Origin of the sequence: Acinetobacter terrestris (genome assembly GCF_004331155.1) — a bacterium.
Taxonomy (GTDB): Bacteria; Pseudomonadota; Gammaproteobacteria; order Pseudomonadales; family Moraxellaceae; genus Acinetobacter; species Acinetobacter terrestris.
The window spans coordinates 1-14,605 of record NZ_SJNZ01000004.1 but is presented as its reverse complement, the minus strand read 5'-3'; the positions used below and the strand labels follow the sequence as shown (position 1 = coordinate 14,605).

Here is a 14,605-nt window from a genome sequence, read left to right as displayed (position 1 = left end):
CGCTGAATGGGCATTTGAGATAAAAAAATAGCACCTATACAGGTGCTATTGGGAATTTTAAAAGGATCAGGAGTTCTTGATATCCATTAATAATTCAAAGTTCTGAATACGTTTATCTGTATCGTAAATATCACAGGTGAAAATGAACTCATCAACATTGTATTTTTCCAGCAATTTTTCTAAACCGGCTTTAACGGTTTCTGCTGAACCAACTTGTCCCATCGCATAGAAGTTATCGACTGACATTTTTTCTGCAGGTGACCAAATGCCTTCCATGGTTTCAACAGGAGCTTTGAGTTTCAAGCTTTGTCCACGCATTAAGCCCAGTACGCGTTGATAGGCACTGGTCGCCAGATATTCAGCTTCTTCATCTGTCTGAGCGATTACAGTTGGTACACCCATAGAAACATAAGGGCGATCCAGATATTCAGAAGGTTCAAAGTTTTCTCTATACAGCTTGATCGCTTGATCCAGCATGCGCGGCGCAAAATGTGAAGCAAAGGAGTAGGGAAGTCCCAATTTAGCTGCCAGTTGCGCGCTAAATAAACTTGAACCTAAAAGCCAAACCGGAACATGCGTGTTTTGACCTGGAGTCGCGACAATACGTTGATGCGGTGCAGGTTCTTTGAAGTATTGCAGAATTTCCAGTACGTCTTGTGGGAACTGGTCTTCAGTTTCCTGGCGACCACGACGTAAAGCACGCATTGTGACCTGATCTGTTCCAGGTGCTCGGCCAAGACCCAATTCCACACGATTCGGATAAAGAGTGGCCAAAGTACCAAATTGTTCTGCAACGACCAGTGGTGCATGATTGGGCAGCATGATGCCACCGGAACCGACTTTTAAGGTATGCGTGTTGGCAAGAATATAACCCAGTAACACTGCAGTTGCTGAACTGGCAATGCCGTCCATATTGTGATGTTCTGCCAGCCATAGACGTTTGTAGCCTAATCGCTCGGCCTTTTGTGCCACTTCCAAAGCATGATGCAGTGAAAATTGAATGCTTTTATCATCACGGACGGGTGCAAGTTCAAGTATTGCAAATTGGATGTCTTTTAATGAACGCATTGGTTTTCTCAAATGTGGAATCTAAGAAAAGCATACGATGACTGATTGAATTTGTATATCGTTTTTTTTCGATATATTGAAATGATGAGTATGAATTAAGTAATTGCAGTACCTATATAAAATACATATATAAAAAAAGCACCCGAAGGTGCTTTAAATTAAATCTTTAGAATTAACGACGTTTGTTCCAGCCCACATGACGGCCATTGTCATGGCGGTCACTGTAACGATACTTACTGCTACGACGGTCATAGCGGTCATTATAGCGACGCTCATCACGATCAGAGTAGTCACGATCGTATCGGTCATCATCACGGCGGTCTTCACTTACTTTTTTGCCCAGCAATGCACCACCTGCAGAACCTAAGCCGGCACCAATATAACCACCATTAGTACCCCCCATGTTTTTACCTACGGTATAACCACCAGCACCACCTAAAGCACCGCCAATCACAGCGCCAGTACGATCACGTTTGTTTGCAGCAACACCAGCACCTGCACCGCCACCAATAGCGGAACCAATCATTGCACCTGTGGTGCCGCCCATTTGTTTACCGACTGCGGCGCCCACGACGCCCCCTAAGGCAGAGGTCAAGGCTGTATTTGTTGCATTACCTGCATTGGCTGTAGTCATTGTTAAAGCAGATGTCGCTACTACAGCAGCTAGAATGATTGAATTAAATTTCATGGTAAACTCCTTTTTGAAGCTTTTGTTATCTCTTGTGTCAAATGTAATAAAAGATGTAGCAATGAAAATGAATGAGTTGTTCATTATTTGTATTTTTTTTCTGCCAGATTTATTCATAATCAATCATCATGGTTAAAAAGAAAAAAGCACCCGAAGGTGCTTTAAAAATTAGAATCTGAATCTTAACGGCGGTTGTAGCGACGGTTGTTATAGCTATTATAACGGCGGTCTGTACGGTCATCATAACGGCGATCTTCGCTGACTTTTTTACCCAGTACTGAACCACCAGCAGCGCCTAAAGCCGAACCGATATAGCCGCCATTTGTACCGCCAATACTTTTACCCACAGTGTAACCACCAACACCACCTAAACCACCACCGATTGCAGCGCCAGTACGGTCACGCTTATTTGCTGAAACAGCAGCACCACCAGCACCACCAAGTGCAGAACCAATCATTGCGCCAGTGTTACCACCCATTTGTTTACCCACTGCTGTACCTACAACACTACCAAGCGCAGAAGTTAAAGCGACATTGGTGGTATTGCCTGCATGAGTTGCTGTGGTTGCAATGGCAGAAGTTGTAATGACTGTAGCAAATAAAATTGAATTAAATTTCATGGTGAACTCCAGTTGGAATCTATTTGTTATCTCTTGAGTTAAATGTAATAAAAAATATGGAAATGAAGATGGATGAGTTGTTAAAGCTTTGTAGTTTTTATCTGCCGAATTTATCCATAATTAACAAGTCTTAAAGAGGGTGCAAAAAAAAGCACCCGAAGGTGCTTTTAATGTTCAGCCGAACGGTGGTGAATTAACGATGGCTACGACGGTATTTTTTAGAATGTTTTTTGTAAGAACGTTGGTCGGCACGACGGTCTTCTGATACTTTTTTACCCAGAACTGAACCACCGGCAGCACCTAAAGCTGAACCAACATAACCGCCAGTTGTTCCGCCCATGCTTTTACCTACAGTATAACCACCTACGCCGCCTAGACCACCACCGATGGCAGCACCGGTACGATTACGTCGATCAGCAGAAACAGCGGCACCGCCAGCGCCACCAATTGCAGAACCGATCATTGCGCCAGTATTACCACCCATTTGCTTACCAAGGGCAGTACCCGCCACACTACCTAAAGCAGAAGTTGCAGCAATACGAGTTGAATTGTCGGCATGAGCATTGACTGCCATCATTGATGATGCAGCTAATGTTGCACTTAATAATAATGTATTCAGTTTCATAGTGAACTCCATGTCCCAAAAAGCGGACGTTCTAATTAAGTTATTTCGATGGAGCAAATGTAACAAAAATAATTTAGATAAATATGGAGAGGAGTAAACAGAGTTGTGGCGTTTAGTGTCTACTTTGTAAAGTTATATTAACAATGTGGAGAAATCACCCTGAAATATGTATTTATGACTGAAATGAGAATAAAACCAAAAGTCATTTCAATCCTATTTTTAGAAAATCCTTGTGGATAAGCTGGCTTGTCTCAACAATATCTATGTCATTTAAACCTTAGAATCGTTACACTAGGCTCAATTTTTTTGAGCTGATCTATGTCATATAAGGCATGGAGATAGCCGTTGTATTGAGATATTTTGCAAAATGAAAGAATCGTTACGTTTACGATTAGATCAACTTTCTGACCGTCATGAAGAATTAAACGCATTACTTGCGGATATAGAAGTCATTTCTGACAACAAACGCTTTCGTCAACTTTCGCGTGAACATAGTGACTTAAGCGAAATCACTGAAGTTTGGAAAAAGTACACCCAAGCTGAAAAAGATATTGAGACTGCTGAAGCCATGTTGTCCGATCCTGACTTTAAGGAAATGGCGCAGGAAGAAATTCAAGAAAATAAGGCGCTGATTGCATCTCTTGAAGCAGACTTAAATATTCTGATGATTCCGAAAGATCCGAATGATGCTAACTCTGCCTATCTGGAGATTCGTGCCGGAACCGGAGGGGATGAAGCTGCGATTTTCTCGGGTGATTTATATCGCATGTACAGTAAGTTCGCTGAAACTCAAGGCTGGAAACTCGAAATCCTGTCCGAGAATGAAGGCGAGCATGGCGGCTATAAAGAAGTCATTTGCCTGATTAATGGTGAAGGGGTGTATGGTCGCCTGAAATTTGAAAGTGGTGCGCACCGTGTGCAACGTGTACCCGCAACCGAATCTCAAGGCCGCGTACATACCTCTGCATGTACGGTAGCGATTCTTCCAGAAGTGGATGTCGATACTTCAGTTGAAATCAATTCATCTGAACTGCGTATTGATACTTACCGTGCATCGGGTGCGGGTGGTCAGCACATTAATAAAACTGATTCTGCGGTACGTATTACCCATCTTCCAACTGGAACAGTGGTGGAATGTCAGGACGAACGTTCACAGCATAAAAACAAAGCCAAAGCCATGGCTTTACTGGTTTCACGTCTGGAAAATGCCAAACGTGCCGCTGCCGATGCTGCAACTTCGGAAATGCGCCGTGACTTGGTCGGTTCAGGTGACCGTTCGGAACGTATTCGTACCTATAACTATCCGCAAGGCCGGATGACCGATCACCGTATTAACTTAACTTTATATAAGTTAGATGCCGTGATGGAAGGTGATTTAACCGAATTGCTCGACAGCTTACATCGTGAATATCAGGCAGATCAGCTGGCAATGCTTGCACAACAGAATGGTGGTTAATTGAATATTGCACAGGCTTTGGCCTTACGTGGTGAAGCAGAAAGTTATGAGCGCCAAGAAAATGCTTGGTTACTCGAACATATTACCAAAATTGATTCTTTTGATTTGGTGATGAAAAAGGATCAGCAACTGACCGCTGAGCAAGAAGATGCCTATATCGATGGTTTAAATCGAATAGAAGATGGCGAACCTTTGGCCTATGTCACAGGTTCACAGCCATTTTGGACGCTAGATTTAAAAGTCACCAAAGATACTTTGGTGCCGCGTCCAGATACTGAAGTTCTGGTAGAGTCGGTTTTACATTTGGACTTGCCTGAAGATGCGCGTGTCGTTGATTTGGGTACGGGAACGGGTGCAATTGCTTTATCACTTGCCAGTGAACGTCCTGAATGGCAAGTCACTGCAACGGATATTTATGCGCCAACCTTAGAAGTTGCGAAATTTAATGCGGATAAGCATGATTTGAATCATGTGAAATTTTCATGTGGCAGTTGGTTTAAAGCGCTAGAAAAAAATCAGTTCTTTGATGTGATTGTATCGAACCCGCCCTATATTGATCCTCAGGATAAACACATTAAAGGTTTGGCGGCAGAGCCTAGACGTGCTTTGGTTGCGGGCAATAATGGTCTGGCTGATATTGAATTTATTATTCAAAATGGTAAAAAGTGGTTAACCGCCAATGGCTGGATTGCACTTGAGCATGGCTATGATCAAGCCGGTGTGGTGTATCAGCTGTTTAAAAAATATGGTTATAAAGATATTCAAACTATCAAGGATTACGGTGGCAATAACCGTGTAACGATCGGTTGTTCCAAATAACTGGAAGTAATTGGTTTAAAAATAAAGCGCTTTTTAGCGCTTTATTTTTTGACTACATCTCGCCAGCGTAACAGCCAGTTTCATTAAACTATCGGTTATTTTTCCTAAAATCGCCAATAATATAATTGCAATAATCACAATGTCAGGTCGAGATGTTTCCCGTCCATCACTGAGTAAATAGCCAATTCCTTGGGTTGCGGCAATCAGTTCGGCGGCAATCATAAACATTCAGGCCAAGCTTAAACTGTTGCGTAAACCGGTTAAAATACCGGGTGAAGCGGCAGGCAACGAGATATGTTGATTTTTATGTTTTAAGCTTTTGAATTCTATTGATTTTAATTTATGTTCTTCTATATTTATAAGTATCTATTAAAAACTTGCATCGGCATGAATAAAAGTAAAATAAAAGATACTTTAGAATGATGGTTATACAATGAAATTTCATTGTAATTATTATGTAATTACGAGTATATGAAGTGATAAAAAATGCCGACTTTTGCCGGCATTTTTATTGCACATTTAAATAGGGTGTGTTGACATTTGTAGTGCATAAATTGTTCTAAAGTGGCAACCATATAAAAATACAAGCAAGAGCAACAGCACTTTGATAATTACGCTTTAACTTGTCATATCGGGTAGCAATTCCTCTAAATTGCTTGAGCCTACAAAATGCATTTTCAACTAAATGCCTGATTTTATAAAGATACCAGTCCATGTGCTCATTGGTAGACTTAGTGTTCGATTTTCTTGGAATATTGGGCTTTGTTTTTGTTGATTCAATTTGATTCCTGAAATTGTCTGAATCATATCCTTTATCAGCACATAATATTTCTGATTCAGTTAAATCCAGTTTAGATAAAAGAGCTGGTGCAATTTTAATATCGTGAGAAGTTCCATCAGAAATAATAAATTCAATGGGATTGCCATCAGAATCAATAGCTAAATGAATTTTGGAGCTATTGCCACCAATACTTTTAGTTATCTCTTGATTCTTAATTCCAGCAGCATGTTGATGAGCTCTTACGTGACTACCATCAATAAAAATCCATTCTTTATCAGCATGTTTGCTAAATAATTTAAATATATTCATGAATTTACTGTTTTTAGACCATCGATTATATTTTTTAAAAATGGAGTTTGGTTTGCCAAATTGCAAAGGTAGATCTCGCCAAGGGCAGCCAGTTCTAATACGAAATAAAATAGCTTCAATGAAATTTCTTAAATTTGATTTGAGATAAATATTAAAGTGACGGAAAATGGAAAGTAACTTAGACCAGTGTTGATCCTTCAGCATTGTACGAGGCATAGCGAGAGTAGAATTAGGTTTGGCGATTTGATTTTACTATCTCGCTATTTTTTATACAGTAAATGTCAACAGACCCTAGTCATTTCTTTAAGCAAAACACGATTTAAATCATAGACAATTTAAATAAAAGACTATTTAAATGAAGGCTGCTGTAAATCTGCATCTTGTTTTTCAAATAAGGTATTGCACATCAGTGCTGAAACCAGTGCACAGACAAAAATAACCAGAATCAGCCCTAAACCACCCCAAACGGCTAAAGCTCCAGTGATTGCAGAAACAACCGCACCTGTACCGAACTGCATCGAACCAAGGAGCGCAGAAGCTGTTCCTGTATGTTCATGCTGATGCATTAACGCAAGCTGGCTGCCTGTAGGCATAATAAAGCCAAGTAAGGTCACGGCAATAAACAGTCCAGCGCATACAATATACAAATTGTGATAGCCCATGCAAAGCAAGCTAAACAGTAAACCAATCACAATGAAGTAAGCCGTATTGACTAGACGATATGTTTTTAACGCGCCAAATTTTTGATGCAATTTAGGATTGAAAATGGCTGCGGCAACCAATCCTAAAGCATTGATGGCAAATAACACACTAAATTGTGTTGCAGTGAGTTTGTATTCAGTAATGAAAACGCTTGCAGAACCTGCTAAATATGCAAAGAAACCGGCTTGTGCAATGCACAGAGTCAGTGCATAAACGATAAATTTTCGATCAAAATAAATTTTAAAATAATGATGGAAAGTTTTAGAAAGTTTGAATGAAGCACTGTGTTGTTTAGAACGCGTTTCTGGCAATAAGCTGGCACATGCAATGAAAACAATTGCAGCATAAACCGCTAAAAAGATGAAAATAGCACGCCATGATTCTAAATGCTGCAAGCCATTACCAATCAGTGGAGCCAGTACTGGAGAGAGGCCTAGAATCGCCAAAACCATTGACATCATTTTGCCCATCATCGGACCTTGATACAGGTCTTTAATTATGGCAAAGGCAATCACCATCCCAATTGAACCACCCAGACCCTGGATCAAGCGTAAAAAGTGTAATTGCATGACTGATTCTGCAAATGCACAACCGATCGAGCCTAAAACAAAGATACTTAGACCCAGATAAATCATCGGTTTACGACCAAATTTATCTGACAATGGGCCATAAAATAGCTGACCAAACATCAAGCCCAAGAAAAAAGTCATTAAACTGAGCTGAATCGCACCTTCTGTACAATTCAACGATGCGGCCATAGCAGGAATACTGGGTAAATACATATCAATCCCGAGCGGACCAATAGTACTGAGTGCCGCAATGAGCAGCGGTGTGGTACGATTTGTAGAAGAAGTCATGAGTGCCTAAGATGCGATCTTTTTTGCAAGGCATATATTAGAAACCAATGAGTTTCCTAAGTCAAGAAAACCTGATGAGTGAGTCAAATGACGAAAATTGGTCGGCCATTGGTGATGCCAGTAGAAGATCGGTGTAAAGAAATTTATGCTGCTGCAGAAAAACTCTTTGGTGAAAAGGGTTTTGCAAATGTGACGATGGCTGAAATTGCGACTGCAACAGGAATGTCAAAAAAGACCTTATATGTGCATTTTGCCGATAAAAGAGAATTACTCAATTCACTGATCTCATCTTCATATCTGTGGTCGGAACAGACTGTTGATTTTAAAAATGAAGATAATCATATTCATGCCTTGAAACAGCATCTCAACATGATTGCTGAATATGTGTTGTCTGAACGGCATTTGAAATTATGCCGTTTAGCGATTGCCGAAAACTATGGTTTGGAGGGGATGGCTGAAACATTTTATCAAATGGGTATTGCAAATAGCCGGCAAAGTTTGATTGACTCGATTCAGCGTATTCCAGATGCACAGCATAAAGTGCAACTAGAAGCGGGTTTGCTGGCAGATATGCTCTTTGGGGCAGTGATTGGCAAGTTATTGATTGATGCCTTGATGGGCGCTCAAAATACCCTGATTGATTTAGTACCGATTCAGCAAAAAATAGAGCTGGTAGTCAATGCCATGTTTCAAGCGAATGAATAAAAAAGAAATATTGTGTTGATGTGTATTAAAAATAGATCAAATTTACCCAAAGAAAAAGCGACTCATTGGAGTCGCTTTTTTTAATTTGTTTCAGATTTATACCGGGAAATCTTGTAAACAATCTGATATTTCTAGTTGTGTGAGTGCATCAGTTTCAAGAGCTAAACAAAGCGCCACAATTTTTGCAGTATCTGCAAGATATTGATCGTCTTTTAAAGCTGTGCCTGTTTGTAAGGCTTGAATACGGTCAGCGCTGATATCCAGTGCCTGAGCTGACTCAATGGCATCTGCACGATTGAAAAAGCTGACGACAGCCTTTTGAAGTGCTGAATCAGAAGCATTTAAAATACCTTGATTGAATAACTCGTCAAATTGAGACGTGTGAGTGTTGAGAGAATGAGTAAAATTTTGCACTAAACTTTGCTCTAGTACATCAATCATCTTAAGCATGTCAGAACCTTTAATTTAAGGTGATTCCACGGGGAGGAGAACAGCAGGTTAAGCATAAAACTATGCTTTTAAATTGAGTGAAAAATAACCTATTTTGGAACTTTATGCAAACATCTTTCGATGAATGAAACATCAATTTTTTAAGCCAATGAAAATCCTAAACATTATTAAATAATATTTTTAGTCTGCTCAAATATAAGTCACTTACTGCTCTTTAAGCTGACGATAAGCACCCGGACTGACACCTGTCCATTTCTTGAAAGCACGATGAAATGCACTGGGATCATGAAAGCTCAATTCATCACTAATGTCTTGCAGGGTCTTGTCTGTTTTGGTGAGAAATTCAATCGCGGTATCACGTCGGATATCATTTTTTAATTGCTGATAGCTGACACCTTCACTTTTTAAGCGTCTTTGAATGGTGGCATCCGACATATTTAAACGCTGGGCAATTTCATTCAGTTCCAGCCATTCAGCAGGGGGAACATTCATTAAATGTTTGCGTATTTGAGAGCTAATGGCATTTGGATTTTTAAAGCGCACCAATAGATTGTGTGGCGTTTGCTGAATAAACCGATACCAAGATTGCTGATCTTGCTTGATCTGGATTTTTAAATAATTGGCATCGAACTGGATATAGTTTTCACTACTATTGTATTGAATGTTTTCACAAAACCGGACTTTATAGTCCTGATCATCCAGCGGAGCATCGCATTTGAGCTGAATCTGCTTGAGTAGAACTCTTTGCCCGCTTAACCAGCACATCAAGCCATGAATCAGCATTAAGTAGGTGGCATAGCTAAACATTCTTTTGGTCTGCTTTTGCTCGTAAATCACGATATAAGCGTAGTTTTCCTGCACAAATAACTGGCTCACAAAATCATCCAGAACCAGATTCAAAAACTGCAAAATCTGCTGAACTGCTTTCTCCAGTGTTTCTGCATGCATGACGGATTTTGATAGCAGTTTAAAACTGCCACGACGCATTGGATGGCTGTCCATACCAAAGAATTCGTCATTCATGGCATCTGCCAGGTCAGTCCAAAGCTGAGCGTATTGTGAAACGGAAACACGTGCTTTACCGGATTGCATTAACTCAACAGGAATGCCGGATTTAAGCAGGATATTCTGTGTGTTCAATCCTTGATGCTGCGCAGACAGCAGTGCTTCATGCACCAGACTGATCGAGATGGTTCCTTTGCTATAGTTTAAATCTGGTTCATTCATGTACTGATGTCCATGTTCAGTTCATTTGTGCGATAGATTGGACTGTCCGAATCCATCATTCAGGATGCATTATTTGGAAATTGTACTCTAGCTTAACTGCATTTACTCTGCATCTTAAGTCGAGTGTTCATGCAAAGAATTGACAGGAAAATAAAATGAAAGTTCAAGGAAAAGTGTTTGTTGTAACAGGTGGTGCATCAGGATTAGGTGCAGCAACAGCAACTTATTTGATCGGTCAAGGCGCAAAAGTGCTCATGGTCGATATGAATCAAGAGCTAGGCCAGGAAATGCAGCAGCGTTTAGGCGAGCAGTCAGTATTTGTAAAACTGGACGTGACAGATGAGCACGCAGTAAAAGTATTTTTTGACAATATCGAGCAAGAGTATGGCCAGTTAAATGGTTTGGTCAATTGTGCAGGTATTGCACCTTCTGCCAAAGTGCTTGGACGTGATGGCATGCATGATTTTGCCATGTTCCAGAAAGTGTTGAATATTAATGTCAACGGTACATTCAACATGATTCGTTTTGCCGCAAATTTGATAGCGAAATATCAATTACAAGCAGGTGAAGAAGAGCGCGGTGTAATTGTGAATACTGCTTCTGTTGCTGCCTTTGATGGCCAGATTGGTCAGTCCGCTTATGCAGCATCAAAAGGTGCCGTGGTTGCCATGACTTTACCTTTGGCACGTGAACTTGCACGTGAAGCTATTCGTGTGATGACCATCGCACCCGGCATTATGGAAACACCTATGCTTAAAGGCATGCCACAAAATGTACAGGATGCGTTAGGGCAAATGGTACCGTTTCCACCACGTTTAGCCAAACCGGAAGAGTTTGCACAGTTGGTGGGGCATATTTTTGAAAATGCTTATTTGAATGGTGAAGTGATTCGTTTGGATGGTGCAATTCGTATGGCACCTAGATAAAACAGCAAATATGAAAACAAAATGGAAGCACTACCTTGCTCATAACCTCAAATTTTGATCTTCATTTAATTGTGGTTGCGTAGGTATTGCCTTCCTTTTGAAGGATCAAAAGGAACAAAAATCCTTTGCTGGACTGAAGATACATCCGTATATCTCAGTCCAGCGGGCGACATCCATGTCGCCCTGCGCGATAGCAATGACTTATTAATATTCTCGTATTCAAACCGCAATTTATAAATTTAAAGAAAAGGGAAGTTCAATGATTCTAAATGATGAACAAAAAATGGTTCAGGACATGTTGCGCAACTATTCACAAAACAAGCTGAAACCAACCGCAGCAGAACGGGACAAGACTGCCAGATTTCCTGCACAAGAATTAAAAGAACTCGGTGAGCTTGGCGCTTTAGGTATGACCGTGTCAGAACAATGGGGCGGAGCAGGTCTGGATTATGTATCCCTCGTGGCAGCTTTAGAGGAAATTGCTGCAGGTGATGGTGCGATTTCTACTATAGTGAGTGTTCAAAACTCGTTGCCGTGTGGAATTACCCAACGCTACGGAACAGAAGAACAAAAACAAAAATATTTAACCAAACTAGCCACAGGTGAATGGTTAGGATGTTTCTGCTTAACCGAGCCACAAGCGGGTTCAGATGCAGGCGCACTTGAATGCAAGGCAGAACGTGATGGTGACTCTTGGGTATTGAATGGCACCAAACAATTCATTACCACCGGTAAACATGCCCAAGTGGCGATTGTCTTTGCCGTGACGGATAAAGCTGCAGGGAAAAAAGGCATTTCCTGTTTCATCGTACCAACAGAAACAGAAGGTTATATTGTTTCGCGTCTAGAAGAAAAAATGGGACAACATTGTTCAGACACTGCAACCATCATATTTGAAAATTGCCGCATTCCTGCCGAAAATTTATTAGGCAAGGAAGGTGAAGGCTACAAAATTGCATTATCCAACCTGGAATCTGGTCGAATTGGCATTGCTGCACAATCTGTAGGGATGGCTCGAGCTGCTTTGGATGCTGCGGTGGAATATGCCAACGAACGTAAAGCTTTTGGCGTAGAGATTGTTCAACATCAGGCAGTGGCATTCCGTCTGGCGGATATGGCCACCCAGATTGAAGCTGCGCGTCAGCTGATTTTCCACGCGGCAACTTTAAAAGATGCAGGATTACCGTGTTTAAAAGAAGCCTCAATGGCAAAACTGTTTGCATCCACTATGGCAGAACGCGTCTGTTCAGATGCCATTCAGATTCATGGCGGTTATGGCTATGTGTCTGATTTCCCGGTAGAGCGAATTTACCGCGATGTACGGGTCAGCCAGATTTATGAAGGTGCATCAGACATTCAGCGTTTAGTCATTGCCCGGGAAGTGACTAAAATCTAAATCACGATTGATTGGTGATTAAATTTTAGACTTTAGTCGTTGCTCAAATCCTGCACATTTTTTGATGGATTCGGAAATTGCAGGATGCTCCCATTCATGATTATCTAAAGTAAGTTATTTAAGTAAATAGTGAAGTAAAAAGCTTAAAAATGTTGAATGAGTTTTGGCATTTTTAGGGTGAGAACAATAAGCAAAATGGATTAAACAAGGCAGGAGCTTTGTTCATAAAATAACGGATGAGAGGTTGTCGCTATGAAGACATTAGAACAAGCATATCAAGAGTTTAATTACGATCATTATCTTGCGGAACAACTGGTCGGTACATCTCAGGCAGTCAATGCCTATGTCGAATGTTGCGAGCGTTATCTCGGTTTAAATAAAACAGCATTAATCTGGGAAGGCAAAAATGGCGAATCTGCACAGTGGACATTTGAACAACTGGCAGACGCTTCTGGAAAATTGGCAAATTACTTTACTTCGCGTGGCTTAAAAGCGGGTGACTGTGTAGCCGGTTTATTGCCACGTACGCCTGAATTGCTGATTACCATTTTAGCGACATGGCGTATGGGCGCAATTTATCAGCCTTTATTTACCGCATTTGAGTCGAAAGCGATTGAACATCGTGTGAATACAGCCAAAACCCAATTTATTGTGACCAATGAAGAACAGCGTCCAAAACTGAATGGTGTAGCTGTACCGCATATTTTAACCGTGCATCAAACCACTACATTGAGTCATCAAGATGATGATTTCTGGACAGAACTGAGCCAGCAGTCAGAATCTTTTGAACCGGTAATGCAAACTTTTGAAGATGATTTCCTGATGATGTTTACCTCAGGAACAACAGGTTTGGCAAAATCAGTTCCTGTGCCTTTAAAGGCGGTGTTGGCATTTAAAGGTTATATGACCCATGCCGTAGATTTGCGTGAAGAAGATTCTTTCTGGAATCTGGCCGATCCGGGTTGGGCATATGGTTTGTATTACGGTATTACCGGACCTTTAAGTTTAGGTCATAGCATCATTATGGATGAGCGTGCATTTAGTGTTGATAACGCCGTGCAAGTGATCCAGAAATATAAAGTCAGCAATTTAACCGGTTCACCGACAGCATTCCGTATGTTCTTTGGATTTAAAGAAAAATTTGATCCATCCATTAAAGCGCATTTGCGAGCAGTAAGTAGTGCGGGTGAGCCTTTAACCCCAGAAGTGATTCACTGGTTTAACCATGATTTAAATGTGAATATTTATGATCAATATGGACAAACTGAACTGGGGATGGTGATTGCCAATCATCATGCTTTGGAACATGAAAAGAAAGTTGGTTCAGCCGGTTTTGCCAACCCAGGCCATCGTTTTGCGGTATTGAATCACAACAATGAAGAAGTCGAAAAAGGCGGCATTGGAACACTTGCCATCGACTTTTCTCAGTCACCTTTAAGCTGGTTTAAAGGTTATGGCGGGAATAACCTTAAATCTTTCGTTGGCAAATACTATCTAACCGGTGATACGGTTAAGTTAAATGAATTTGGTGGGGTAGATTTCATTGGACGTGCTGACGATGTCATTACAACGTCAGGCTATCGTGTGGGTCCTTTCGATGTTGAAAGCACGTTGCTTGAATGTGAAGAAGTTTTGGAGTCGGCAGTGATTGGTAAGCCAGATCCAGAGCGCACTGAAGTAGTCAAAGCTTTTGTGGTCTTAAAACCGAAATTTTCAGCTTCAGATGAGTTAAATCGTAAGCTTCAGGAATATGTGCGTTCACGTTTGTCTAAACATGCATATCCGAAGGAGATTGAATTTGTAGAAGGTTTACCTAAAACCTCCAGCGGCAAAATTCAGCGCAATTTACTCAAGCAACAGGAAATTGCCAAAATGCAGGGAATTCAAAAAGCAGTCTAGTTGTACTTTGCCTATTTTGACTGAGAGTCTAGATCCTGTAGAAGTAAAAAAACCGCCATTAATGGCGGTTTTTTTTT

General features: G+C 40.9%; 14 protein-coding genes and 1 pseudogene. 6 read left to right on the top strand and 9 right to left on the bottom strand.

Annotated features, from left to right (window positions below):
* Window positions 1-66 precede the first annotated feature (66 nt).
* The 4 genes from E0H81_RS03420 to E0H81_RS03405 form a co-directional block, all read right to left on the bottom strand.
* Window positions 67-1,068, bottom strand: coding sequence for an LLM class flavin-dependent oxidoreductase (locus tag E0H81_RS03420; protein ID WP_131316532.1), 1,002 nt, complete (start codon window positions 1,066-1,068; stop codon window positions 67-69).
* 172 nt (window positions 1,069-1,240) lie between these two features.
* The gene (locus E0H81_RS03415) at window positions 1,241-1,756 is read right to left on the bottom strand and encodes a hypothetical protein (protein WP_131316530.1); all 516 of its coding nucleotides are present in this window, start codon (window positions 1,754-1,756) and stop codon (window positions 1,241-1,243) included.
* A 182-nt stretch (window positions 1,757-1,938) separates the two neighbouring features.
* A complete protein-coding gene (locus E0H81_RS03410) occupies window positions 1,939-2,376 on the bottom strand; it encodes a hypothetical protein (RefSeq protein ID WP_131316528.1) in 438 nt (145 codons plus the stop codon).
* A gap of 193 nt (window positions 2,377-2,569) precedes the next feature.
* Window positions 2,570-3,001 carry a hypothetical protein gene (locus E0H81_RS03405; protein ID WP_067866936.1) on the bottom strand — a complete coding sequence of 144 codons (432 nt, stop codon included), beginning with the start codon at window positions 2,999-3,001 and terminating at the stop codon, window positions 2,570-2,572.
* A gap of 367 nt (window positions 3,002-3,368) precedes the next feature.
* Between E0H81_RS03405 and prfA the strand changes: the two genes are divergently transcribed.
* Together prfA and prmC are read left to right on the top strand one after the other, a co-directional pair.
* A complete protein-coding gene (prfA, locus tag E0H81_RS03400; RefSeq protein WP_131316526.1) occupies window positions 3,369-4,457 on the top strand; it encodes a peptide chain release factor 1 in 1,089 nt (362 codons plus the stop codon).
* A complete protein-coding gene (gene prmC / locus E0H81_RS03395) occupies window positions 4,458-5,276 on the top strand; it encodes a peptide chain release factor N(5)-glutamine methyltransferase (protein ID WP_131316524.1) in 819 nt (272 codons plus the stop codon).
* Between the two features lie 41 nt (window positions 5,277-5,317).
* Here the strand turns inward: prmC and E0H81_RS03390 are convergent.
* From E0H81_RS03390 to E0H81_RS03380, 3 genes and pseudogenes are all read right to left on the bottom strand, one after another.
* Window positions 5,318-5,570 (bottom strand): annotated as a pseudogene (locus tag E0H81_RS03390) (ABC transporter permease subunit); the annotation flags it as partial.
* A gap of 265 nt (window positions 5,571-5,835) precedes the next feature.
* Complete coding sequence (locus tag E0H81_RS03385) at window positions 5,836-6,582, bottom strand: IS5 family transposase (protein ID WP_131316522.1); 747 nt, start codon at window positions 6,580-6,582, stop codon at window positions 5,836-5,838.
* Between the two features lie 131 nt (window positions 6,583-6,713).
* Window positions 6,714-7,925, bottom strand: a complete 1,212-nt coding sequence (locus E0H81_RS03380) for a multidrug effflux MFS transporter (RefSeq protein WP_131316520.1) — start codon at window positions 7,923-7,925, stop codon at window positions 6,714-6,716.
* Between the two features lie 87 nt (window positions 7,926-8,012).
* Here E0H81_RS03380 and E0H81_RS03375 point away from each other — a divergent pair, with 87 nt between their 5' ends.
* The gene (locus tag E0H81_RS03375; RefSeq protein WP_131316518.1) at window positions 8,013-8,630 is read left to right on the top strand and encodes a TetR/AcrR family transcriptional regulator; all 618 of its coding nucleotides are present in this window, start codon (window positions 8,013-8,015) and stop codon (window positions 8,628-8,630) included.
* 96 nt (window positions 8,631-8,726) lie between these two features.
* On the opposite strand, the gene E0H81_RS03370 is transcribed toward E0H81_RS03375, so the two are convergent.
* Together E0H81_RS03370 and E0H81_RS03365 are read right to left on the bottom strand one after the other, a co-directional pair.
* Window positions 8,727-9,080: a hypothetical protein gene (locus E0H81_RS03370; RefSeq protein ID WP_131316516.1), complete on the bottom strand. Its 354-nt coding sequence runs from the start codon at window positions 9,078-9,080 to the stop codon at window positions 8,727-8,729.
* Window positions 9,081-9,284: 204 nt separating this feature from the next.
* Window positions 9,285-10,307, bottom strand: a complete 1,023-nt coding sequence (locus tag E0H81_RS03365; protein WP_131316514.1) for an AraC family transcriptional regulator — start codon at window positions 10,305-10,307, stop codon at window positions 9,285-9,287.
* Window positions 10,308-10,462: 155 nt separating this feature from the next.
* Between E0H81_RS03365 and E0H81_RS03360 the strand changes: the two genes are divergently transcribed.
* The 3 genes from E0H81_RS03360 (at window position 10,463) to E0H81_RS03350 (ending at window position 14,528) form a co-directional block, all read left to right on the top strand.
* Window positions 10,463-11,233 (top strand): 3-hydroxyacyl-CoA dehydrogenase, encoded by a 771-nt coding sequence (locus E0H81_RS03360; RefSeq protein ID WP_131316512.1) that lies wholly within the window; start codon window positions 10,463-10,465, stop codon window positions 11,231-11,233.
* Window positions 11,234-11,492: 259 nt separating this feature from the next.
* Window positions 11,493-12,629 (top strand): acyl-CoA dehydrogenase family protein, encoded by a 1,137-nt coding sequence (locus tag E0H81_RS03355; RefSeq protein WP_131316510.1) that lies wholly within the window; start codon window positions 11,493-11,495, stop codon window positions 12,627-12,629.
* Window positions 12,630-12,881: 252 nt separating this feature from the next.
* Window positions 12,882-14,528: an AMP-binding protein gene (locus E0H81_RS03350; RefSeq protein WP_131316508.1), complete on the top strand. Its 1,647-nt coding sequence runs from the start codon at window positions 12,882-12,884 to the stop codon at window positions 14,526-14,528.
* Window positions 14,529-14,605 lie beyond the last annotated feature (77 nt).